The sequence below is a fragment of the Vibrio sp. genome, from assembly GCF_984391705.1.
Window position 1 is genome coordinate 12,325 of the sequence record NZ_CFHWOM010000039.1, and the last position, 23,310, is coordinate 35,634.

At 44.2% G+C, this 23,310-nt stretch carries 22 protein-coding genes; 14 read left to right on the plus strand and 8 right to left on the minus strand.

What is annotated here, in order from left to right; genetic code table 11:
* Positions 1-12: 12 nt before the first annotated feature.
* Together AC4MRV_RS16330 and AC4MRV_RS16335 are read right to left on the minus strand one after the other, a co-directional pair.
* The gene (locus AC4MRV_RS16330) at positions 13-924 is read right to left on the minus strand and encodes a sensor domain-containing diguanylate cyclase (protein WP_491188386.1); all 912 of its coding nucleotides are present in this window, start codon (positions 922-924) and stop codon (positions 13-15) included.
* 133 nt (positions 925-1,057) lie between these two features.
* Entirely contained in the window at positions 1,058-1,957 is a 900-nt protein-coding gene (locus tag AC4MRV_RS16335) for a DMT family transporter (RefSeq protein WP_491188387.1), read from the minus strand.
* A gap of 98 nt (positions 1,958-2,055) precedes the next feature.
* On the opposite strand from AC4MRV_RS16335, the gene AC4MRV_RS16340 reads away from it, so the two are divergent.
* Positions 2,056-2,844: an AraC family transcriptional regulator gene (locus AC4MRV_RS16340; protein WP_491188388.1), complete on the plus strand. Its 789-nt coding sequence runs from the start codon at positions 2,056-2,058 to the stop codon at positions 2,842-2,844.
* On the opposite strand, the gene AC4MRV_RS16345 is transcribed toward AC4MRV_RS16340, so the two are convergent.
* Positions 2,839-3,759 (minus strand): M14 family metallopeptidase, encoded by a 921-nt coding sequence (locus AC4MRV_RS16345; protein ID WP_491188389.1) that lies wholly within the window; start codon positions 3,757-3,759, stop codon positions 2,839-2,841. The two genes, AC4MRV_RS16340 and AC4MRV_RS16345, sit on opposite strands and share 6 nt — an antisense overlap.
* Positions 3,760-3,940: 181 nt before the next feature.
* Between AC4MRV_RS16345 and AC4MRV_RS16350 the strand changes: the two genes are divergently transcribed.
* Positions 3,941-4,840 carry a DUF808 domain-containing protein gene (locus AC4MRV_RS16350; protein WP_491188390.1) on the plus strand — a complete coding sequence of 300 codons (900 nt, stop codon included), beginning with the start codon at positions 3,941-3,943 and terminating at the stop codon, positions 4,838-4,840.
* A gap of 24 nt (positions 4,841-4,864) precedes the next feature.
* Here AC4MRV_RS16350 and AC4MRV_RS16355 read toward each other — a convergent pair whose 3' ends face one another.
* The gene (locus AC4MRV_RS16355) at positions 4,865-5,506 is read right to left on the minus strand and encodes a DsbA family oxidoreductase (protein WP_491188391.1); all 642 of its coding nucleotides are present in this window, start codon (positions 5,504-5,506) and stop codon (positions 4,865-4,867) included.
* Positions 5,507-5,714: 208 nt separating this feature from the next.
* Here AC4MRV_RS16355 and AC4MRV_RS16360 point away from each other — a divergent pair, with 208 nt between their 5' ends.
* Positions 5,715-7,067 (plus strand): alpha-amylase family glycosyl hydrolase, encoded by a 1,353-nt coding sequence (locus AC4MRV_RS16360; RefSeq protein WP_491188392.1) that lies wholly within the window; start codon positions 5,715-5,717, stop codon positions 7,065-7,067.
* Between the two features lie 63 nt (positions 7,068-7,130).
* On the opposite strand, the gene AC4MRV_RS16365 is transcribed toward AC4MRV_RS16360, so the two are convergent.
* Both AC4MRV_RS16365 and AC4MRV_RS16370 read right to left on the minus strand, forming a co-directional pair.
* Complete coding sequence (locus AC4MRV_RS16365) at positions 7,131-8,999, minus strand: methyl-accepting chemotaxis protein (protein WP_491188393.1); 1,869 nt, start codon at positions 8,997-8,999, stop codon at positions 7,131-7,133.
* An 88-nt stretch (positions 9,000-9,087) separates the two neighbouring features.
* Positions 9,088-9,696 carry an AraC family transcriptional regulator gene (locus tag AC4MRV_RS16370; protein ID WP_491188394.1) on the minus strand — a complete coding sequence of 203 codons (609 nt, stop codon included), beginning with the start codon at positions 9,694-9,696 and terminating at the stop codon, positions 9,088-9,090.
* 176 nt (positions 9,697-9,872) lie between these two features.
* Between AC4MRV_RS16370 and AC4MRV_RS16375 the strand changes: the two genes are divergently transcribed.
* Positions 9,873-10,973, plus strand: coding sequence for a 1-acyl-sn-glycerol-3-phosphate acyltransferase (locus tag AC4MRV_RS16375; RefSeq protein WP_491188395.1), 1,101 nt, complete (start codon positions 9,873-9,875; stop codon positions 10,971-10,973).
* 62 nt (positions 10,974-11,035) lie between these two features.
* Here the strand turns inward: AC4MRV_RS16375 and AC4MRV_RS16380 are convergent, their stop codons facing one another.
* Both AC4MRV_RS16380 and AC4MRV_RS16385 read right to left on the minus strand, forming a co-directional pair.
* On the minus strand, positions 11,036-11,635 hold the full coding sequence (locus AC4MRV_RS16380) for a leucine-rich repeat domain-containing protein (protein ID WP_491188396.1): 600 nt from the start codon (positions 11,633-11,635) through the stop codon (positions 11,036-11,038).
* 122 nt (positions 11,636-11,757) lie between these two features.
* Positions 11,758-12,051, minus strand: a complete 294-nt coding sequence (locus AC4MRV_RS16385; RefSeq protein ID WP_491188397.1) for a YfcZ/YiiS family protein — start codon at positions 12,049-12,051, stop codon at positions 11,758-11,760.
* A 509-nt stretch (positions 12,052-12,560) separates the two neighbouring features.
* Here AC4MRV_RS16385 and AC4MRV_RS16390 point away from each other — a divergent pair.
* The 10 genes from AC4MRV_RS16390 to AC4MRV_RS16435 all read left to right on the plus strand — a co-directional run bounded on the left by AC4MRV_RS16390 (position 12,561) and on the right by AC4MRV_RS16435 (position 23,033).
* Entirely contained in the window at positions 12,561-13,019 is a 459-nt protein-coding gene (locus AC4MRV_RS16390; RefSeq protein ID WP_491188398.1) for a TetR/AcrR family transcriptional regulator, read from the plus strand.
* Between the two features lie 314 nt (positions 13,020-13,333).
* Positions 13,334-14,254: a protoglobin domain-containing protein gene (locus AC4MRV_RS16395; RefSeq protein WP_491188399.1), complete on the plus strand. Its 921-nt coding sequence runs from the start codon at positions 13,334-13,336 to the stop codon at positions 14,252-14,254.
* Positions 14,255-14,261: 7 nt separating this feature from the next.
* Complete coding sequence (locus AC4MRV_RS16400) at positions 14,262-14,612, plus strand: STAS domain-containing protein (protein WP_491188400.1); 351 nt, start codon at positions 14,262-14,264, stop codon at positions 14,610-14,612.
* Positions 14,602-15,036: an anti-sigma regulatory factor gene (locus AC4MRV_RS16405; protein WP_491188401.1), complete on the plus strand. Its 435-nt coding sequence runs from the start codon at positions 14,602-14,604 to the stop codon at positions 15,034-15,036. Before AC4MRV_RS16400 ends, AC4MRV_RS16405 begins: the two co-directional genes overlap by 11 nt.
* Position 15,037: 1 nt before the next feature.
* Positions 15,038-15,622 carry a SpoIIE family protein phosphatase gene (locus AC4MRV_RS16410; RefSeq protein ID WP_491188402.1) on the plus strand — a complete coding sequence of 195 codons (585 nt, stop codon included), beginning with the start codon at positions 15,038-15,040 and terminating at the stop codon, positions 15,620-15,622.
* Positions 15,615-18,779, plus strand: coding sequence for a hybrid sensor histidine kinase/response regulator (locus AC4MRV_RS16415; protein ID WP_491188403.1), 3,165 nt, complete (start codon positions 15,615-15,617; stop codon positions 18,777-18,779). The genes AC4MRV_RS16410 and AC4MRV_RS16415 overlap by 8 nt, the downstream gene beginning before the upstream one ends.
* Positions 18,772-19,890 carry an HD domain-containing phosphohydrolase gene (locus AC4MRV_RS16420; RefSeq protein ID WP_491188404.1) on the plus strand — a complete coding sequence of 373 codons (1,119 nt, stop codon included), beginning with the start codon at positions 18,772-18,774 and terminating at the stop codon, positions 19,888-19,890. The genes AC4MRV_RS16415 and AC4MRV_RS16420 overlap by 8 nt, the downstream gene beginning before the upstream one ends.
* Positions 19,891-20,023: 133 nt before the next feature.
* Positions 20,024-21,028, plus strand: coding sequence for a response regulator (locus AC4MRV_RS16425; RefSeq protein WP_491188405.1), 1,005 nt, complete (start codon positions 20,024-20,026; stop codon positions 21,026-21,028).
* On the plus strand, positions 21,028-21,465 hold the full coding sequence (locus AC4MRV_RS16430) for a PAS domain-containing protein (protein WP_491188406.1): 438 nt from the start codon (positions 21,028-21,030) through the stop codon (positions 21,463-21,465). The genes AC4MRV_RS16425 and AC4MRV_RS16430 overlap by 1 nt, the downstream gene beginning before the upstream one ends.
* A 77-nt stretch (positions 21,466-21,542) precedes the next feature.
* Positions 21,543-23,033: an NAD(P)H-hydrate dehydratase gene (locus AC4MRV_RS16435; RefSeq protein WP_491188407.1), complete on the plus strand. Its 1,491-nt coding sequence runs from the start codon at positions 21,543-21,545 to the stop codon at positions 23,031-23,033.
* Positions 23,034-23,310 lie beyond the last annotated feature (277 nt).

Below are 23,310 nucleotides of genomic sequence, written 5' to 3' on the forward strand. Positions count from 1 at the left end.
TAACGTTGAATTTTATCGGATCGCACTCTTGTTTCGGCCGTTATGCTTTGCCTCATAAAGCGCTTGATCAGCTCGTCGATAGAGAGCAAAAAAGTCACCGTCTTCGGGAGCCAGTTCTGTTACTCCGCAAGAGATAGAAAACGGAGCTTTCGGATTGTTAAGCGGTGAAGTTTGAAAAGCGATCCGGAGACGCTCAGCAATATCATGCGCTCCTTGTGCTTGCGTTTTGTTTAACACAATTAAGAACTCTTCTCCGCCAATACGGCCGCAACAATCTTCGCTTCTCAAATTACGACGGATTATTTCCGCTAATTCGACGATAACCTTGTCTCCAAAGTCGTGGCCGTGGGTGTCATTAATCTGTTTGAAGTAATCGATATCAATAACAATGCACGAAAGTGGTGCTTTCGACTCTATGGCTTGGTGAAACGCACTGGAAAAAAACTGCCACAGCTTGCGGCGGTTACACAGCTTGGTCAGTTCATCAGTATTGGCAAGTTCGGCGAGCTTTTCTCGCATGTTTACGAGATCCGTTATGTCTGTAGAAACACCGATCAAACCTATAACTTGCTTGGTTTTGGAGCTAATGATCGGTTTTTTTATTGCACGGTAGATGCGTAACTTTCCATCAGGTATTGCCCGGGTATGTTCCTCGTTGGTGACCGTTTCTGCCGTTTCAAATACGGTGTTGTCACTGTGAAGGATATCTTCGAGGAGCTCATGGTGGAAAAAGTCGTAGTCCGTTTTCCCTTTCAGCGATTCTAAGTTGGTATTGAACAGTTCCAGCGTCAGTTGATTGGCGTAGAGGTATTCCCCCCTACGGTTTTTGACAAACACGTAGGAGCCTATTTCATTTAACACGACCTCATGTAAAGTGAAATGGTCATGGTTGTAGATATCTTCAATGCGCTCAAGTTCAATCATGTAACCTCCCAACGTGAGTGAGGTCTAGCCAACATATCCTGACGCGTACGACTTTTAATCTAATTATTATTGATAATACATTGCTATAAGTCGCTTGTTACCTATAACCATATACCTATTTGCGCCAGTCTACCTATACTTGGTTAACGTTTTGTAATGGGGACTGTGTCTTACGTTTGAGTTTAAGTTGAGAAAGTATTACACCAGATATCACAAGAAGCCCACCCAATAGGTGATAATCATGAATGGTCTCGCCTAGTAATGAGGCCGCCAGCGTGATAGCAACCACCGGCATTAGGTTCATGAACATGGCGCTTGAGTCTGCACCGATAAGGTCAATCGCTTTGACCCACATCCAAGGAGCAATAACAGAGGCAGCCAATCCAGCGTAAGCAATCAGAGGGAGTGATGCTTTTGAAGGTAAGAGTGTTTGGCTGGTTAACCAAAGAGGTGTCAGCATGAGGAGTGCGAGTGAGCCTTGCATGTACACCATAGTCCAGTTAGATAGTGGCATCTTCCACCGTTTCAATAGCACACAGTACGCAGCGTAGCAGATGGCGGTGATCACCATGAGCCCATCACCGAAAGAGATACTGTTGTGGAAAAAGAAGGTGACGTCACCTTTGCCAAGCATCAAAGCTAAGCCTCCCAATGCGATCACACCCCCAACAATGCTAACGGGTGACATGGCTTTTCCAAGTAGAGGAACACTAAGAAATACGCTGAGTAATGGAACCAAAGAGGTGATGAGCGCCATATTTGACGCAGAGGTTGTTAAACCCGCGTAGTAGGCCAGAGATTGGTTAAGCACCATGCCAAGCAAAGCGAGAAACGCAATCTTTGCCAAATAAGGTTTGATGGTGCTCCATTGCTTCAAGACCTTCGGAAGGCAGAAAGGCGACAGAATGGCGATAGCGAATAACCAGCGATAGAACGCCATCGCGCTAGGCTCAATTACCTCAGAAGCCATTTTGTTAATGATCGCATTGCCGCCCCAAATAAAAACGGTAATAAGAGGTAATAGGTAAACCATGTGAAATCCATCGCATTATTTTGATGGAATGTAGTGTGACAGGTCTATATGATTATAAATATCTTTAAAAAGACATTGAGCGTTGTAGGAAGACAAGTTTGAGAAAGTCGGCGAAACATCTTCATCCCTCTTTATCAATTGATAAAGCTCCATCAGATGTATTTATGAATTTTGAGGCGTTTCTGTCCAATACTGAAACACGGATGCATAGTCATCCTTGGGGGCAGGTCCAACTGATCAGCGGTGGGATTTTGGAAATGGAAGCTGAAGACACTCGATTCCTTGCACCACCTCATCTCGCGATCTGGGTCCCCGCTGGCATTAAACACACCAGTTACAATCGTAAGCCGCTTTCATACTGCTCACTTAACATTGCTCATACTTTAACGACGAACTTCCCTGATTGCACCAGCCTTATCAAAGTGACGCCGATTGTTTCTGCGATTATTGATGACTTTCGTCAGCGTGGGGTGAATGTCGCTGAGTCAGAGCAGGATAAACGACTGGTTCAAGTGCTGTTAGATCAACTGGCAACTCGTGATACTCAGCATCATTTCTTGCCCTCTACTGATAACAAATATCTGGCTAAGATCTTAGTGGCAGTCGAAGAAAACCCAATCGACAATACGAGCCTTTCAGAATGGGCAGAACGAGTGCACACCACAGAGCGTACCTTAGCACGACACTGTCAGTCAGAATTAGGTATGAGTTTTACCGAATGGCGGTTGAGAGTGCGCTATCTTTATTCAATGGATCTTTTACGGAAAGGCCATTCAGTAAAAGAAGTGGCTCTTACGCTAGGTTACAACCAAGCGAGCCCGTTTATTGCAATGTTCAAAAAATACTCCGGGCAGACCCCGGAGCAGTATAAAAACAAATTGTTATAACTGATTGAGTACGTAGTCTAAACCACCAGTAATTGCCGCGACCTGAGCATCATTACACTCTTCATCGGTCACCTTGGGACTATCTGGGTACACTTCCGTTGTTGTGCCATATTGGCAGGTTGTGACACCGCCACACAGGCCAAGCTTCACCATTGGGTAGTTGATTACGCCATACTGCACGACAGCAGAACCGATTATTTCACCGTTATCATCAGCAGGGGCGATGTGAGTCACCTTGCTAACAGATTCAATGACGGCAGCTTGGAACTCCGATTGTGGGTTTTCTGTATCACCAACCGTGTAGAAACCGTCTGGGATCATACCTTCGATGTATTCAATACCATCGCGTGCAGCTAGAGCAGGGCGGAATTCCGTTTCATCGGTATCGGTGGTCTCATGCAAATCAATATGAACCAGAACTTCCTTACCCAATGATGCCACAAGCTTCATCAGATTAGCGGATTCTTCAGCAGGGGAGTCTTGGTAGAAAGAGCGGTTTGGATCTAGCGCTAGCGGGTTCCAACGATTGATCGTTTCGTATCCCCATGGGCTAACACAAGGCGCTACCACTATGTTGAAATACTCTGCGTAGCGCTCCATCTCATTGGCTGCGAATTTTAGTGCACCATGAACTCCGCTGGTTTCGTAGCCATGTACACCACCAGTGACTAAAACGATAGGCTTATCGGCATCCCAGTTGTTCGACTTAATACAGAACAGCGGGTAACGCGCTTCGTCGTAAGAGAGTGCGCCATAGTGTTCAACAGAGAATCGATCGCTCAGAGCTGTAATCTTAGGTACGACTTCTTGCTGATATTCGCGTTTGATGGTGGTCTGCTCACGCCAAGCAATTCGTTCTGCCTCGCCCCATTTTTGACCTGGGGTACCGATAGGATAAGTGTAAGTACTGCGCATTACCTTGCCTTTATGGTTATTCAAATACCGCAACAGAATAGAATGCAATGGGGTATGTCGCAATCAATTGCGTGGAAGAAAATCAAGATTGACGTAGCTTTGACATCTTTTCAGTTTGTCGTTTTTGTTCTCAGTGTTACATTTGCTTACATTGATTGGAGGGGCAAATAAGAGAGTCTCTATGGCTGGTGCAAGCCTATTAACCTTATTAGATGACATCGCAACCGTGTTGGATGATGTTGCATTAATGTCGAAAGTTGCAGCCAAGAAAACGGCTGGTGTGCTTGGTGATGATCTGGCATTGAATGCCCAACAAGTTTCCGGGGTTACAGCAGAACGTGAGATCCCCGTTGTGTGGAGTGTGGCGAAAGGGTCATTTCGCAACAAGCTCATATTGGTTCCTTCGGCTTTACTTATCAGTGCTATTGCTCCTTGGTTGATCATGCCGCTTTTGTTAGTCGGAGGTCTACTTTTGTGCTTTGAAGGAGCTGAGAAAATCATTGAGAAACTTTTTCACACTAAGCATTCAGCTCAAGAAAAATCAGAACTTGATTCGGAATTGTCGGTGGATGAGTATGAGCAGAAAAAGATTGCAGGTGCGATACGGACCGACTTTATTCTGTCTGCAGAAATCATCGTCATAGCTCTCGGGACCGTACAAGGGCAATCAACACTAACTCAAGTGCTGGTGGTCAGTTTGATTGCGGTAGTGATGACTATTGGCGTGTATGGTCTTGTTGCGGGCATCGTTAAGCTCGATGATCTAGGCTTCTACCTTGAACGTCGAAGTGAGGGCAAAGGTGCAATGGCATCGCTAGGTCGCAGCTTAATTGCGTTTGCGCCTAAGCTTATGAAGGTACTCGCGGTCGTCGGTACGGCAGCCATGTTTCTCGTTGGTGGTGGTATTGTAGTTCACAACGTTCCGATGATTCATCATTGGATAGAGCCGATCATAATGGACATCCCAAATGTTTCTCTGGCGAAAGCTCTTTTCCCAAGTTTGTTAAATGGCTTGATTGGAGTGGTCGCAGGACTCCTAGTTGTCGCAATTTGGGGTGTCATAGGGCGAATAAAAAGCTAGAAAGGAGAGCTTATGCTCTCCTTTTTATTGTTGCGTGATCTGTTGAAGCGCAGAAATCAAAAGTTCCGTCGTCTGAGCGCCTGAGATTAAGTGCTTTCTATCAATGATGATTGCAGGTACCGCGTTAATCCCCGCTTCAAGCCACTGTTGCTCTGTGGTAGCGACGCTTTCAGCCCAGCCGTCATCTTCGAGGACGTCTCGCGCTATATCTAGGTCGAGGCCAACGCTTTGAATGCACTCAAGCAATACATCGTCATTACTGATGTCTAGATTGTCGGTGAAGTAGGCATGGAAAAGGGCGAGCTGCAGATCCAACTGTTTGTCTTCACTGGATGCCCACATCAACAATTGATGTGCTTTGCGTGTATTATAGATGCGCATATCTGGCGTAAAGTTGAAATCAAATCCGACTTCATTACCCAGCCCACTTAACGTTTCACGTGCTGATTGGCTTGCTTCATCTGTAGTGCCGTACTTCTCTTGTAAATGTTCTTTTAGGTTTTGACCGTCTTGCCCCATCGCAGGATTGAGTTCAAATGGATGCCAACTGACGTCTGCTTCCACCTGATCGGAAAGTGTCATCAACGCTTGCTCTAGTCGCTTGTAGCCGATAATACACCATGGGCAAACGACATCAGAGACAATATCTATGCGAACCTTTTTCATCATTACTACCTTCGTAAACCTACCTAATAGTATAGCTGCATGCGACTCTAGATTTTATTAAACGGTTCACTATTTCACTAACTCTACGCCTTTTACCTACTACGCAAAAAGCTGTGCTTAGGGGGAGTAGGATTGCTTTTCACCTTTGATAAGATAAGCACCGTTAAAGAATTACCTCAAAAACGAATAACAACGATAGGAACTGGTAATGTTTACTTCTCACGCAACGGACGTCATTTTGCATGCTTTTGACTGGCCTTATGAGCTTGTCACTCAACGCGCGAAGCAGATTGCCCAAGCTGGATACAAAACGGTTTTGGTTTCGCCTCCTATGAAGTCGCTAAAGTCGAAAGAAGGCACGATGTGGTGGCAACGCTACCAACCTCAAGATTACCGAGTTATCGATAATCAGCTTGGTAATACCGAAGATGTGAAACAAATGATTGAGGCACTGAAGGAATACAAGATTCGTGTCTATGCGGATGTCGTGTTTAATCACATGGCCAATGAATCTTCGAGCCGCTCCGATCTTCAGTATCCTAATCAAGCCGAGATGGAGTGTTATCAAAGCCAAGCTGCGTACTACCAAACGCAAAAACTCTATGGCGATCTCAATGAACCGCTATTTGATTTTCCTGATTTTGTTGAAGCATTTGGTATCGAAGATTGGGAAGATAAATGGCAAGTTCAAAATGGTCGAATTACTGGAGGCCCTCAAGATCCGGGTCTGCCTACCTTACGTGTATGTGATAACGTTATTACCCAGCAACAGAGTTACCTAAGGGCACTTAAGCAACTTGGTTTTAAAGGCTTTCGCATTGATGCGGCAAAACACATGACGCTTGAGCACTTACAGCGTGTTTGGACTAAAGAAATCTGTCAGGATATCCATATCTTTGGTGAAATCATTACCAGTGGTGGTGCGAAGAAACCTGAGTACGAACTGTTTTTAGAGCCGTTTTTGGCGCATACCCGGTTTGGTGCCTATGATTTTCCGTTATTTCAAGTCACTTACGATGCTCTTCAGGGTGGGGGCAGTTTAAAAAGTCTTGTCGATCCATATTGTTTTGGCCAAGCACTGTCTGAAAGGCGCGCTATTACCTTTGCGATTACCCATGATATTCCTAACAATCAAGTGTTTGAAAATTTAGTGATGGACGAAGCGCATGAGTGGTTGGCATACAGTTATATATTGGGTAGAGATGGTGGCGTGCCGCTAATCTATACCGACCTTGATACCAGTGGTTATCTCAATAAGCAAAATCAACCTCGTTGGCTCAATGCTTGGGATGATGAGAAAATGATTGCTGCTATTGGCTTCCATAATCATGTTCATGGGGAGCCAATGGAGGTGATAGAAGCGTCAGATGATCTATTGGTATTTGCTCGCGGCGCAAAAGGGATCGTTATCATCAACAAGTCAAAACGTGCGCAGACGGTTGATCTCAATACCACCAGTCAATGGTTGGATTTGCTGAGTGGTCAAACTTACGACCCTAACTCAGGACAGGTTAAGCTCTCGATTACTGGAATCAGTAGTATGATGTTAGTGGTGGATTAATAACAGAAAGGGCACTCGATGAGTGCCCTTTAAAGTTGATTATCCCTAGGTTAAGGTTTACGTCTAGACTGTAAACTTGTTCAATATTGAGTCTTGCTCTCGGATATTTTCCGTTTGAGCTTGCATGGCGATGTTCGCATTTTCAGCTGCATCGGCAACTTGGGTTGATAGGTCTTTGATCTTCACTGTGTTGTTATTGATCTCTTCTGCAACCAAGCTTTGTTCTTCTGCCGCAGAGGCGATTTGAATGTTCATATCACTGATACGTTGAATGGCATCACGAATGCTATCCAGTGCGACATTGGCTTCCTGCGCTCTTGAAACCGCGTCAGTTGCGGTGCTCTTACTCATGTTCATCGCATTTGCAACGGAGCTTGCGCCGGCTTGGAGCTGTTCAATCATATTGCGAATTTCAGTGGTCGATTCTTGTGTACGTTGTGCCAGAGTGCGAACTTCATCGGCTACAACTGCGAAACCACGACCCGACTCACCCGCACGAGCTGCCTCAATGGCTGCGTTCAGTGCTAACAAGTTGGTTTGATCGGCAATATCATTAATGACCTTAAGAATTGTTTCAATGTTGTCAGTGGCCGATTCAAGCACTTTAACCTCTTCTACTGCCTCATCAATTTTTTGCGACAAGTTATCGATAGCACCTGTCGTATCACTGACGACCGTAGTACCTAAACTGGTCGCATCATCGGCTTCTTTCGCCGCTGCGGCTGCTCCTTGCGCATTGTTAGCAACCTCACCAGAAGTTGTCGCCATTTCGTGCATAGCTGTTGCTAGCTGTTCTAGTTCATGAAGCTGATCTTGCATCGCGGCAGCTGATTCTTGCAGTCCCATCGAAGTCATTTCAGAACCACGTAAAATTTCTGAACCAATTGCTTTTGATTGGGTGATGAGTTGTTGCAGAGTGCCTGTAAAGTCATTAAAACCAGAGGCAAGCACAGAGAATTCTTTGTCAGTTTTGGTATCAAGACGTTTAGTTAAGTCACCTTGCCCAGAAGCTACATCTTGAATGGCATCGTTAAGTGTATCGAGTGGTTTCATTAGTGCGCGAATAAGCATTAATAGGATAAACACACTGACAACCAAAGCGATGATGGTATACAAAATCGAGCTGTTGCGGAGGTCTGCAAGCGATTGATAAGCCACTTCCTCGTCGAGAATAACGCCAATATACCAATCCTCGCCAGGGACCTTGGAAAAATCGAGAGTGTATTGTTTACCTTCTAATATGACTTGCTGAGGATCTTCTTTGATTCGAGCATCGCCCAAGAAATCTTTCATCGGCATACCATTTAGCTCTGTTTTAGGGTGAGCAATGGTTGTACCATCTCCGGCTACGATAAACACATAGCCAGCATTAAACAGCTGCACACGATTCACGAGTTCAGCCAAAGCGGCCAAGCTTACGTCGTAGAATATAGCACCGATGAACTGGCCGTTATCACGCACTGGTGTGGCAATGGACACCAATATTTCGCCAGTTGCTGAATCGGCATAAGGGGCGGTAATAATGAGTTTGCCGGAGTTTTTGGCATCTATGTACCATGGACGAACCCTAGGATCCCATGTTGGACCAGGATTCCAAGAAGGATCGTTATTGATATTGGACCCATCTTTTTCAAAGCCTAGACCTGCGAGCAAGAAGGTCTCTTTCACGACAGCGCGTGTGAGAACAGTTTCAATAGAACTCGGGGTTAAGTCAGCTTCTAACATACTGGTCGCGTAGGCTGCGATGGCCTTACGACTATTAATCTCAGCTCCGGTAGTGTCCCTTACACCATCAACGATTTCATTAACGCTTGACGTAACTTGAGAGCGGATTTCTGATTTAACGGTGTAATATTGCTGTAGAGTCAACAAGGTGACAGTGGCAAGCAGTAGAAGAGAGGATGCGGCCACGATTTTATGGCTGAATTTCATTCGTTAATCCCTGTCTATAAAATTAAGCGGTTACTTATAGATTTATAGTTAGGAAATGAGTATTCAGCCAGTAAATCGCTAAACTTTTCTATGACCTACCTAAAAGAAGGGCTTCTAGTTGAGTGAAGGTCTGGTCATTGCCCTCAAACAGAAGTTCAACCACTTGAGGACGTTTCTTTCCAGAGAGCATCATTTTGCTCGCTTCGCGCATTTTTAAGACGAGCTGCAGCTCAGTAGAAAGCACCGAGTCTCTTCCATCCCATTTCCAATGATTAATCTGCTGAGTTAGCGGACTCTCTTTTAGCTTGGGCGAGAAGCCAGAGATTTCTGTTTTGAATACCGCTAGGAGCTCATTGTCCATCTCAAAGTTTCTTGTCTCATCGCTTAAACGATGGATGAGTGCGCGTGAAAGCTCGTTGAGTTTCACGTATCCCCCTTTGGCTGGCAGCGTTAATTGAACGCGGCTAGAAAGCTCAACAGTTTGAGTTTTAGAGTTTGGGAAATAAGTAATCGCGCATAAGGTGTCAAACGGTAACCAGAAAGTATCACCCGCTTCCACTGCGTACTCCAACTTGCCCAGCTTAATCAGCACTAAGCCTTCTGTTACGTGCAAAAGGGTATGCTTCAATAGTTTTCGTCTTGGTGTACTAGAGAGAAAGTCATGTTGCGAAGCGTGGTGTGAAATAGCGTAATGCATGGTGATACTCGTTTCCAATGGGGCGCTAAGGGTAACTCGTCTAGTCAAAAAAACCAATCTCAAATCAAATTGATCTCATTACGTGGTCTGACCTTTGTAAATCTGAGAGAAGTATAGCTGCTAAGATGTCTATCTATGCGTAGAATAGGCCAGCTTTTTGTTTGACGTAACTAAAAATGACTAAAACTAACGACCCATTTATCGATATCCGTCCATATAATGATGACGAGATTCCAGCGGCGATTGATCGACTGGTAAACGACGAAGAATTCATCAGTGCTATCTTGCAGCACCGTTTCTCCAACCACGCAGGTTGGTTTAAAGCCCTAATGTCTCCGCTAGTAAAAGTTTACTTGCGTATGAAGTGGTCTAAGCTGAACTCTGTAGAAGCGATTCAGCTAGAAGTGAAAAAGTACCTAGATCAAACCTTAAACACTACGACCAAAGGTGTAACATACAGTGGACTAGAGAAACTGGATAAGCAGCAGTCGTATTTGTTTGTTTCTAATCATCGAGATATTGCGATGGATCCCGCGTTAGTGAACTATGGCTTATACCAGAGTGAACATAAAACGGTCCGTATTGCCATTGGTGACAACCTGCTTAAGAAGCCGTGTGCAACCGAACTGATGCGCCTTAACAAAAGCTTTATCGTGAAACGCTCGGCCAAAGGGCCGCGTGAGATGATGAAAGCGCTGGGTACCTTATCTGCATACATTAAGCATTCTTTGGATACTGGCCATTCTATTTGGATTGCACAGAAGGAAGGTCGTGCTAAAGATGGCAACGATTTTACGGATCCTGCGATTTTAAAAATGTTTCATGTTGAAGGGCGCAAACAAAAGGTTGAGTTCTCTGAATACATTAAATCGCTAAAAATCGTTCCTGTGTCTATCTCTTATGAAAACGATCCTTGTGATATCGCTAAAGCGTTAGAGCTTTGGGAGAAAAACGAGCAAGGAAGTTACGAGAAAGGTGAGTTTGAAGATATTGAAAGCATTATCCAAGGTATCGTTGGAGATAAGGGCCGCGTCCATGTGGCTTTTGGTGATGTGATTGAACAAACCTTTGAGACGCCAGACGCGCTAGCAGAAGAAATTGACCGTCAGATTCACTTAAACTACAAGCTGTTTCCGATCAACCAATTGGCGGCAGGTGATGAACAAGTCGATTCTGATGTAAAACAGAGTTTGAAAGATAAGCTAGTACAGCTTCCAGAAGCGGCTCAGCCTTACTTGATTGCCAGCTATGCGAATCCGGTGAATAACCAACAGTAGAAATCCGCAGCAAGTATAAAAAGGGATGCTCACAGGCATCCCTTTATTGCTCTTGTATCATGCTATGGCGCAACTGCTCCACCGAGGTTTAGTTTGGTGGGCCACTTGCTAATACGGTTTCCGCCAAGATAGATATTGCCGCGAACCGTCATCGTGTTGGGAAACTCAGTCAGCTGTGAACCGCCAATATAGAGGTTACCATCCACGATAAGCCCTTCGGGCAACTTGGTTATCGGGGTTCGTATCACACTTAAATCCCCTTTCACTCTTAATCTTGGTGGTAAAGAAGTCAGCGGGTTATCTGTCAGATTCAAATAACCACCCAGCTGAATACCTGGGGGCCAACGCTTGATGTTTGCGCCAAGAAGGTTGGCGTAACCTTTTATCATTACTCCTTTATCTATTTTGTTCAGTGCACTATTAGATGCATCTAAACTTCCTTGAATATCTATTCCTTCTGGCAATCGTTTAATCTGTGTCTTAGATATATTTAGATTCCCTTTTACTACCAATCCTGCTGGTAGTTCATCATAGGGCTTATTTCTTAGATCGAGATTACCGTAATTATCTAAGTGATTGAGTATTCTAAATGGATCAAGAGGCTGCGCGTGACTTGAACCTACAAATACACTAAACAGAATGACTAGAGTAACGAGTCTCATATTTTAGCTTCGTCAATTTGAGTTAACGTAAGTATTAATTAGATAAGGGCTTTGGGTCAATTGTGAAGAGGGGGGAAATAAAAAAACGGGCAAAATGCCCGTCTTAAATATGCTCTGATTGCCTAGCGAGTCAATGAACGTGTTTTTAGCTCAAAAATCAGCTTTTCTGCACTAACTTCAAACTTGAAGCGTGCTGTTAGCTCAGTCGATGTCTCGTCGATAGTCGTCACTTCGTGCTGTACTTCTGCTGACACTTGTTTTGCTAGTTCAACATACTTAGCTAGCTCACTTTCAAGAAGTGTTTTGCCTTCTGCGTAGATAGTCACTTCTGCTACGTCATCACCTTCTTTGATGATAAAACCCATCTCACCAGCGCAGCCACAAGCTTCACATACATCTTGTTGTTCAGTGCTCATCTCAATATATCCTCTTACAAAATCTACGGATATTTTAACGAGTTATTTGAGGTTTATCCATAAAAAGAGAAGGGTGTTCCAATTGTATAAATTCAGTATGCTATGTTGATAGGTGGTTAAATTTAGGGTGCTATTGCGAATAACTCCTAACAATGGTGAGATCTAGATCACTAATTAACGAAATTTAATGTCATTAATGCGTCAGAATGCCATTCAGTTAGTTGTCAGCAAATGTAATTTATAAGAATATCGGCAGTCCAATTATATAAACAAAAGATGATGCCTTTTCATTTCATAAATATCCATGATGTTATTTATGAAACTTTAGCCAATATCATAATTAGATGGTTCATACGGTTTAAATGTGGTAGGGTGTTCAGGGTTGGTTTCAAGAATATAAGTCTTGTTTAATTGATGCCTGTACATTCATGGAAGCTAATTCGATAAGGTTTTAATGATTAACTCTTTTTGAGTTAGACAGACGGATTTACAAAGAGAAGAGCCTGAACATGCCAAAGCGTAGTAAAGAAGATACTGAGATCACCATCCAAAAAATTATGGACGCCGTTGTTGATCAACTTTTGCGTCTAGGTTACGACAAAATGTCTTACACAACCCTGAGTCAGCAAACAGGTGTGTCTAGAACCGGGATTAGCCATCACTTCCCTAAAAAGACAGACTTCACAGCGGCGCTAGACGGTCGTATTTTTAAGATGTTTGTTGAGCACGTTGAATTTGATAACGGCTTAGAAGCGTTTTCATCTAGTTGGGTGAAGGCGTTGGACAACGAAGAGTTCCGTGCAATTCTACGTCTACTATTCCACCATATTGTGACCGCGCAAAACACTCATGAGTTTGCGATCAACGGTATTGACCGCCTATACAAAATGACAGAAGCTCAGTTTGGAGAAGGCAGTGGTAAAGAGCTAGAGTGGCTAATTGGTAAGTCTCTCGTTCGCATGGTGTAATAACCAGTCTTGTGTAAAAGAGCCCTCAATTGAGGGCTCTTTTCGTTTTAAGATCCGATTGATAGCGTTAGCGGCTTACACCTTCCTAAACTGAGAAACCAACTTGCCTTGTGAGTTAAGGTTTGTGACTAAATCTTCACACTCATCTTTCGTATCACTGGCTAGAATAATACTTGACAAAATTGCTCAAGAATTTGTTTGAAAATGGCTTTAATCCCTGAAATCTAACCATCCTGGTCTACCATTAAACTTATTAATGAAACATGTTCCATTACAGTTAATGAATTGGTCGTAACTTGGTAGAGGGGTTATTCATGTCTCAAGGGTCTACTATCGGCACGTATGCGAGTGCTGAGAGCTTACTGAAACTTCATGATTTGAATGAAGCAGATTTGGCACTAATTAGAAAGTTTGGTGACATGATGGTGCCAAAGTTAGACGACTACGTTCGCCACTTTTACGATTGGTTAGAGAAGCAACCAGAGTATCAACAGTTTTTCTCAGAACAAACCAAACTTAAAAAAGTACAAGCGTCTCAAGTTGACTACTGGAATACCTTCTTTCAAGCCAATATTGATGAACGTTACATAAAGCAACGTCGGGAAGTGGGTGAAATTCATGCGCGCGTTGGTCTGCCACTACCCACCTATTTTGCCGGTATGAACATATCTATGGTGATTTTTACCAAAAGAATGTATGACGGGAGCCTCTACAGTGATGAATATAGTTCTCTTGTGACTGCCTTTACTAAGTTACTGCATCTCGATACCACTATTGTAGTTGATACCTATTCTCGCTTAATCAATAAGCGTATTGCTGAGCAAAGTGAAGCCTTGTTGGCGATGTCTACCCCGGTCACTATGGTTTGGCAAGATATCTTAATGCTACCTATTGTTGGGATTATCGATTCGAAACGAGCTCAGGATATTATGACCGCTGTCCTAAATAAGATCTCTGAACACAGAGCAAAAATCTTCATCATGGACATATCAGGTGTTGCTGTTGTGGATACTGCAGTGGCTAATCATTTCATAAAAATCACCAAAGCTACCAAGTTAATGGGCTGTGATTGTTTGGTGTCAGGTGTCTCGCCTATGATAGCTCAAACCATGGTGCAACTAGGGATCAATGTGGGTGAAGTCAAAACCAACGCGACGCTGCGTGATGCGTTGGAAAATGCCTTCGAAATAATGGGATTAAATGTACAAGCGTTAAAGCAATTGTCAGAGCGGTAGTGGAAGTATGCCTAAGTCCATTTCAATTAGCCGTCTTAGTAACGTCTTGGTGGCGACCGTTCAAATAGATCTGAGTTCGGAAGTGTTAGATAACTTTCGCAGAGACCTCTTAGACAAAGTTCGAGTACATGCCGTCCGAGGGGTTCTCATTGATTTATCTGAGGTTAAAACACTGGACCGAATGGATATGGACGCTTTGATGCAAATTGTCGCTACAGTCGAAGTGATGGGAAGAAACTGTGCATTTGTGGGTATTCGACCTGGCATTGCGATGGCCTTGGTCAATATTGGCTATGACACTGAGTCACTTCGTTGTGTCCGCACAATTGATGATGGACTGGTGATGATTGGACATTGAGGAAGTGACGTTGGATACGCTAGAAACCACGATTGAAACTTATCGAATTTGTTCTGAGTCGGACGTGATGAGCGCTGCCATTTCAGTATACACCTTGGCTAAGGGGGACCACTTTTCTGACGCAGCGGTGAGTGAGGTTTCAACTTCAGTTTCGGAGCTAGCCATGAACATTGTTAAATACGCAGACGAAGGATCGATTGTGGTTAGCTCGATAGATGGCCCACATCGGAGTGGCCTGAAGGTTGTTGCTACTGATAATGGTCCTGGTATCGAGAACATCTCTGACGCATTGACTGAAAACTTCTCGACTGGGAGTTCATTAGGGCTGGGTTTACCTGGCGTACAGCGAATGGTTGATGAGTTTGACATTGAATCAGAATCAGGGAAGGGCACCAAAGTCACTATCATTAAGTGGAAAACGTAATATGGGGTTTGAGTACAGCGTCTATTGCGTTCCCTATCAAGGTGAACCTGAAGCAGGGGATGGTCATTTTATTCATCTTATGGATGGAGGGGCGATTGTCGTCATTATTGATGTCTTGGGGCATGGTCCAAATGCTGCTCGTTTGGCTCGGATGATGGAGAGTAAGCTAGAAGAAATTGTTTGTGACGATATTAAACAGATTGTCAACACGTTGCATGAAGATCTCGTGGGCTCTCTTGGGGCTGCGTTAACGGTTGTTTATTTTGACCTCGACAGTAAAGTTGCGAGAGGCATTGGGATAGGCAATACGCTTATACGCCAACTTGGGCACAATTATCGCTCTTTCGCTGCTCAAGCGGGTATTGTTGGTGAGCTATTGCCAACACTTAGACCATTTGAGTTTTCTTTTGAGGCAGATGAGACTTACTTATTCACCACAGACGGCGTAAAAGAAAACATAGATCGCGAAGAGCTGGAATTTGCTAATAGTAAAGCACTCGATTATCTCTCTTGCCATTTTGTCCGAAGCTTTAGTAAGCCTTACGACGATGCGACAGCCATAGTAGTCAGGTACTGCGATGACTAAATTATATGAGTTTATCGTTGATAATAACGATCTTGTGCGGTTAGCTCTACGCAAGAAGCTGACGGCATGCCTTGAAATTATGGGTTACACACCTCAGAAAAGAGACCAGCTGATTATTCTCAGTGGTGAAGTGATGCTTCGTTTGTTCGACGAAGTGGATACCCTCATTATGAAGGTTTCCATTGATACTGAAGGATTAGTCGTTACATGGTCTTATGACGATAGTAATCAAACTATGCCTTCCGTCACTATCCCCCTACTAAACATCACGCGCTCAGGTAACGGGCTAACCTGGTATATCCGTTCTCAGTCGCCACTAACTTCAGAGATAGTAGACAGACTTTCCGCGATTATGACAGAAAAGTCGCGTGACGAACTAATGCAAGAATTGCGCAGCAAAAATCAGCAACTGGCTCTACATCAAGAAGGCTTAGAGCAAGAAATTGAACGTCGTACACGTGATCTACAAGCCAGTGAGGCGCTATCTCGAACCATCATCGAAGGCGCTCCTTCTAGTGTTGCGATCATTGATAGCCAGCAGAGAATCATCTTGTGGAATAAAACCGCAGAGCAAACCTATGGTTATCGGTTTGAAGAGGTTGAAGGTGAAAATCTATGTGAGCTGCTTAAGATTGAGATTCCCGATGAGTTGCAAGAGATACTCACGGGCACGCTCACGATAGAACACCAAAGTAGGGTCAACGGTGGCTTTTTCGAAGTTCAGACTTATACCTCCTCGGGGCGCATGATTCCGATTGATCTGGGGATTACGATTTTTCTTTTTGATGATGAGTGCCGTGCAGCTATGTTTCTGCGCGATGTTACGGCTCGTAAAATTGTCGAGGAGGAGTTGAATAAAGCTCGCTCTAAAGCGGAAGAAGCGGTCGAAGTGAAGTCGATGTTCCTTGCTAATATGAGCCATGAAATCAGAACCCCTATGAACGCCATTATTGGTATGTCTCATCTAGCGTTAAAAACCGACCTGACTCCCAAGCAACATGACTACATTTCAAAAATCCACAACTCGGCATCGCTGCTGTTAGGCATCATCAACGATATCTTGGACTTCAGTAAAATAGAAGCGGGAAAGTTGTCAATTGAGAACATAGAGTTTCATCTTGATGACGTGCTACACAATGTTTCAATGGTCACCGGGCAAAAAGCGTTTGAGAAAGGCCTGGAACTGATTTTCAAAATTGACCGAGCAGTACCTAAAATCCTCTATGGAGACCCGCTTCGTTTAGGGCAAATTATCATTAACTTAGTTAATAATGCCGTCAAGTTTACCGATCAAGGTGAAATCACGGTACACGTCGAGGGCAGTAAGCATTCTAGTGATAAGGTTGAGCTAACTTTTGAGGTTCAAGACACCGGTATCGGGATGACTCCGGAGCAATCCAACAAACTCTTTAATGCTTTTACCCAAGCGGATGGTTCAACCACTCGTCGTTACGGTGGTACTGGCCTTGGGTTGTCGATCTGTCGTCGCTTAGTTGAGCTAATGGAAGGGCAGATACATGTTGAGAGCGCAGTTGGTGAAGGAAGTCGCTTTATATTCAGTGTGGTTGCGGGCTTTATTGAAGGCGGTCGACATAAAGTGAATGTGGTGCCGTCGACACTACACGATGTCAATGCGTTAGTTGTTGACGATAACGAACATGCACTATTGGTAATGGAGGACTTACTAGAGGTTCTTCCCAATAGGCCGACGTTAGTCTCAAGTGGTGAAAAGGCCATTGAAGCCCTTCAGAAAGCTTCCGATGAGAACCAGCCCTATAACTTGGTGTTTATGGACTGGAAAATGCCGGAAATGAGCGGTATCCAAGCAACCCAAAAATTGCGCAAAGTGCTGCCAAGCCACTCTCAACCCAAAGTCGTGATCGTCACCGCGTACGATAAAGAAGATATTTCTGAAGAACTCGATGATCTCGATGTGTCGGGCTTCCTATCTAAGCCAGTTGGGGAGTCTTATCTGTTTGACTTACTCATGGACCTGTTTGGCCCTACGCGTCAAGAGAACAAAAAACACCATACAGCCAAGCATGTCAAAGACAGTTCATTGCGTGGATTGAACGTCCTGTTAGTCGAAGATAACGAAATCAACCAGCAAATAGCGGTGGAGTTAATGGAAGAGAAAGGGCTTAAGGTTACGGTGGCAAACAACGGTCGAGAAGCCATTGATACGCTTGAGTCTGACTATGCAGAGGGCGCTTGTCATTTTGATATCATATTTATGGATCTGCAGATGCCCGTGATGGACGGTTATGAAGCGAGCAAGCACATTCGGTCAGATGAACGCTTTGATTCGGTACCTTTGGTTGCGATGACGGCTCACGCTATGATCGAAGAACGTGAACGATGCTTGAGCATAGGAATGAACGACCACGTATCTAAGCCCATCGATCCCGAGGTCTTATTCTCTACCATTAAACGCTGCTGTTCTGATTTTCACGCTGAGGAAATAGAGGAAGTCGAAGTTCCATTAGATGCTCATGAACAGAGTGACAGTCACGAAACAGAGAAAGCAATGTGTTTGGAAGACGTTAATTCTCTTGACTTAAAGAATGGCCTTTTGCGTGTCGCGGGAAATGAAGCTTTGTATCGTCGCTTGCTGTCTCAATTGATTGATAAGGAGTTCGATTTTGTCTCTAGACTGAACATCGCTTTAGAGAAACAAGATTACGACTATGCGTGTTTAATCACTCACACTTTAAAAGGTTCTGCTGGGAACCTGGGTATGGTTCGTCTATTTGATATTGCTGCCAGATTGGAAACTTTGCTTAGCAACCCAGAACAAACTGCAGAGATAACCGCGACCAAAGATGAACTTGAACAATTCATTGGGCCATTTCTAACCCAAGTCTGCGATGGGTTGGGGAGGCGTTATCCTTCTGAAATTAAGGATGGTTTAGATGATGATAGTATCGCGTTAATACTACAACTCGATATGTTGCTCAATGAATTTGATGCAAGTGCTATTGAGTTTCTTGACGAGCATTATCTGCGCTTCAATACTTTACTAGAGGCACAGGCATTTGAAACTTGTTGTCGTTATATTAATGATTGTGATTTTCTTTCAGCGAGTATGGCTTTAAGGAAGGCTGCCAGCATTTATCCGATTGATTCGGATAAAATGTTTGGAGGTGGAGATGGATAATTTGGAATCTAGCGTATTGGTGGTTGATGATAACGCGGAGAACCGAGTGTTATTGAGTGGGTTGCTGAAACCACACCACAAAGTGCTAGTGGCGATAAATGGCGAGCAAGCGCTTAGCTTAGCCAAGAGCAGACAACCAGATATTATTTTGCTCGACATTATGATGCCAGAGATGGATGGCTACGAAGTTTGCTTACATTTAAAGTCTGATCCGGTGACTGCGTCGATACCTGTGATTTTTTTAACGGCTAAGACTCAGATCGAAGATGAACAGCGAGGGTTTGAAGTTGGCGCTGTTGATTACATCCTAAAGCCAATCAGTCCGCCAATCCTAATCTCTCGTATCAACACTCATTTGAAGTTACGCGGCGCGATGGATGAGCTTTCTCACCAAAATGAGGTGTTGGAAGAAAGAGTGAAAGAGCGGACCCATGAGCTCGAAACTCTCCAAGATGCAACCATAGGTGCAATGGCATCATTGGCGGAAACGAGAGATAACGAAACGGGTAACCATATTCGTCGTACTCAAAACTATGTCAAAGTGTTGGCTGAAGGGCTGTTACGCACGGGGCAATATTCGAATGAGTTATCAAAAGAGGTTATTGAGCTACTCTACAAGTCAGCTCCTCTGCATGACATTGGTAAGGTCGGTATCCCTGACAGTATTTTGCTTAAACCAGGAAAGTTAACAGACGAAGAATTTGAAATAATGAAGAATCACACGGCATTAGGACGCGATGTTTTGTTAAATGTAGAGTCTTCGATTGATTTTGAATGTGACTTTTTAAAAATCGCGATAGAAATTGCCTTTAGCCATCAAGAAAAGTGGGATGGTAGCGGATATCCGTTAGGGTTATCTGGCACAGATATTCCGCTAAGTGCTCGTATGATGGCCATTGCAGATGTGTACGATGCATTGATTTCTGAACGAGTGTATAAACCAGCATTTTCCCACGATAAAGCAGTAAGCATCATATCTGACAGCTCCGGTAGTCATTTTGACCCTCTTCTTGTGAAGATCTTTCTTGAGATTGAAAATGAGTTTCGTGATATTGCGAGTACCTACCGAGATGACGGCTTTGATGAAGACTCATTTAATCTTACTGGTTAATGCCTAGCTTTTGGTTGTGTTGCGCTTTTAGTGTACTTGTTTTAGTCAAGATTTCATCAAGTACCCGTACCTGATGCGCTAACTATCTGTTAAACTTAATCTATTAATTGTACGAATAGCAGTAGGTGTACGAATGTCTTATCCAGTCCTAATATGTGACGACTCTGCCTTAGCGAGAAAACAAATGGCTCGCTCATTACCTGCTTCGCTAAATGCAGAAATAACCTTTGCTGTTCATGGCTTGGATGCATTAGAGCAGCTAGAACAAAATCAATTTAAGTTGATGTTCTTAGATTTGACCATGCCGGAGCTAGACGGCTTTGGTACTTTGGAAGAAATTGGTAAGCGCGGTATTGATATTCCTGTCGTCGTGGTGTCAGGGGATATTCAGCCGAAAGCAAAAGAGCGCGTGATGTCGCTTGGTGCGAAGGCCTTTATTCAAAAGCCCATTGATAAAGATGCGCTTAATGATGTACTGCGAACTTTGGTTCAGCCTGCAGATCGACCTCAAGTCATTACTCCAGTCTCTCTTGAACTTCCAATCCTACGTCGTCGCGATATTTATATGGAAGTTGCAAACGTATCGATTGGTCGTGCTGCAGATGCGCTCGCTCGTCACTTTGATGTATTTGTTCACCTTCCTTTACCAAACGTCAATATATTTGAAGTAAGTGAGCTTCATATGGCGTTAAGAGATCTGGCGGAAAACGATCAGGTTTCTGGTGTGTGTCAGGGATTCAGTGGTGAAGGTATCGCAGGTGAAGCACTTGTCCTTCTGAGTGACTCTAGTGTTTCTGACCTTAAAAAATTGATGAAAGTGCCAGCGGATAGCGAAGAACTAGAAGAGTTAGAGCTGCTCATGGATGTCTCCAACATCTTAGTAGGCTCATTCCTTAATGGCCTCGGCCAGCAAGCGGAAGTTCGTTTTTTCCAAAGCTCCCCTGTATTGCTTGGGCAACATATCTCTATTGATTCAGTGATTCAGTCCACCTCAGGTTCGTTCAAGAAAACCATGACATTTGAAGTCAGCTACAACATTGACCAAACATCAATACGATGTGATTTGCTGTTTATGTTTGTTGATGAATCGTTGCCGCTTCTCGACAATAAGCTGGCCTACCTAATGGAGGACTTTTAATGATATCTCTTCCTGCAGAATTTGAGCAATTCCACTGGATGGTGGACATGGTACAAAACGTTGACCTTGGGCTGGTGGTACTAGACCGAGACTACAAAGTACAAGTATGGAATGGCTTCATGACTCACCATAGTGGTGTGCAAGCTCATGATGCGATCGATAAGTCGATTTTTGAGTTGTTTCCGGAGATCCCTCAAGATTGGTTCAAGCTCAAAACTAAGCCTGTCTATGACTTAGGCTGCCGCAGTTTTATCACATGGCAACAACGTCCATACCTTTTTAAGTGTCGTAATGTTCGCCCAGTGACGCAACAAGCAGACTTTATGTATCAAAACATCACGCTTAACCCAATGCGAACACCTACGGGAGAGGTACGCTCATTGTTTTTGTCGATACAAGATGCGACGGCAGAAGCGCTGGTCTCAATAAACAGCTAATTTGATAACAACGCCAAGGTTTTCCTTGGCGTTGTTTTATATCCTCAATCATTATTTATCTTCTAATGGCATAGATGATGGCGTTACCGCAAATGCTCTATACGGCGGAGCAGATTAAACTAGGTGAAGTAAAAGCAGCAGAGCAGGCTGGCGTTGAGTTGTGTCAGCTCATGCAGCGTGCAGGTCAAGCAACGTTTGAGTTACTGCAAGGTCAGTACCCTAACGCGTTCCACATTACTGTCGTGTGTGGCGCAGGTAATAACGGTGGTGACGGCTTTGTTGTCGCAACACTAGCAAAGCAAGCAGGCTTGCACGTAGACTTGTTTATGACTATTGAAGCCTCTCGTCTAATTGGTGACGCTGCGAAAGCGCATCAAGCGTGGTTAGATATTGGTGGTGATATCGTACCATTAGGGCAATTAGCGCCAAGCTTAAAGAGCTGTGATGTAATTATTGATGGCATTTTAGGGACAGGGCTAAAAGGGCAGGTACGTTCTAACCTTCTGCCAGTATTCGAATCCATTAACCTCTCAGGCAAGCCTACTCTAGCCATCGATATCCCCTCGGGCCTATGTGCTGACACGGGAAAAGTGTTAGGCAAGGCGATTTGCGCCACACATACGATTAGCTTTATTGGCCTAAAACAAGGGTCAGTGACAGGGCAAGCAAGGGACTTCGTAGGAGAGCTTCATTTTGCTAGTCTTGGTGTTGATAAGGCGTTTTCCGAGCTTAGCCCTTCTGTGACCTCAAGGTTAACCTATCAAGATACATTTCCTCTATTGCCCAAGCGTATTGCCACAGCGCATAAGGGCAGCCATGGACGCTTAACCTGTATTGGCGGCAATCAAGGTTATGCTGGTGCTATTCGTCTTTGCGCCCAGGCGGCGGCTAGAAGCGGGGCGGGGTTAGTGAGTGCGCTGTGTCATGCGAGTTCGTTAATACCTCTGCAAGTGGCTTGCCCAGAAGTAATGGCGCGAGAGTGGATGGGTGATGAGCTCGATCTTTTTCATCGACTTGAGAAGCAAAATGTTATTGCAATAGGACCAGGATTAGGGAGTGACGATTGGGCCAAAAACGCAATGCTCTGGGTGAGTGGTATAGAAGTCATTAAAGTGGTGGACGCTGATGGCCTTAATTTGTTGGCACAGTTTCCCAAGCATGACAATCAACGTGTGATAACCCCGCATCCGGGGGAGGCGGCTCGATTATTAGGCGTGACAGTCGAAGATGTTGAAGCAGATAGATATCGTGCTGTGAAACAAATTCAAACTCAATACGGTGGAGTGGTAGTGCTCAAAGGGGCGGGTACCCTAATCACAGATGGCAAACAACTTCATGTATGCTCAGTTGGAAACCCAGGTATGGCATCAGGCGGCATGGGTGACGTGTTAACAGGCGTAATTGCGGCGTTGATTGCGCAAGGATTATCGATTTTTGATGCTGCAAAGTTGGGAGTGGTCGTCCACAGCCAAGCCGCAGATGATTTGGTCGCTTTGGACGGTCTTGTAGGGCTTGCGGCAAGCGATCTTATCTCGCAAATTCGCCGCAGGCTCAATGGCCTTGAGTAAGCTCCCATGTTGCCTTTGTTGGCCAATGCAGAAGCTTTTTTGTGACTTCGATTGTTATTTTATTCAATTTCGCTACAATGCTCGTTCGCTCCTGAGTTGTGCATCCGTATTTGCATATAAAAGGAGCCGATTCTGGTCTTTAATCGTTTGAATTTAATATTAAAGACATAATTTGAATTGCATGTGTTGCTTGGTGTGCAACACCACTGTAAAGGATATTTTAATGCCTATTATTACTCTTCCTGACGGCAGTCAGCGTCAATTTGACAACCCTGTT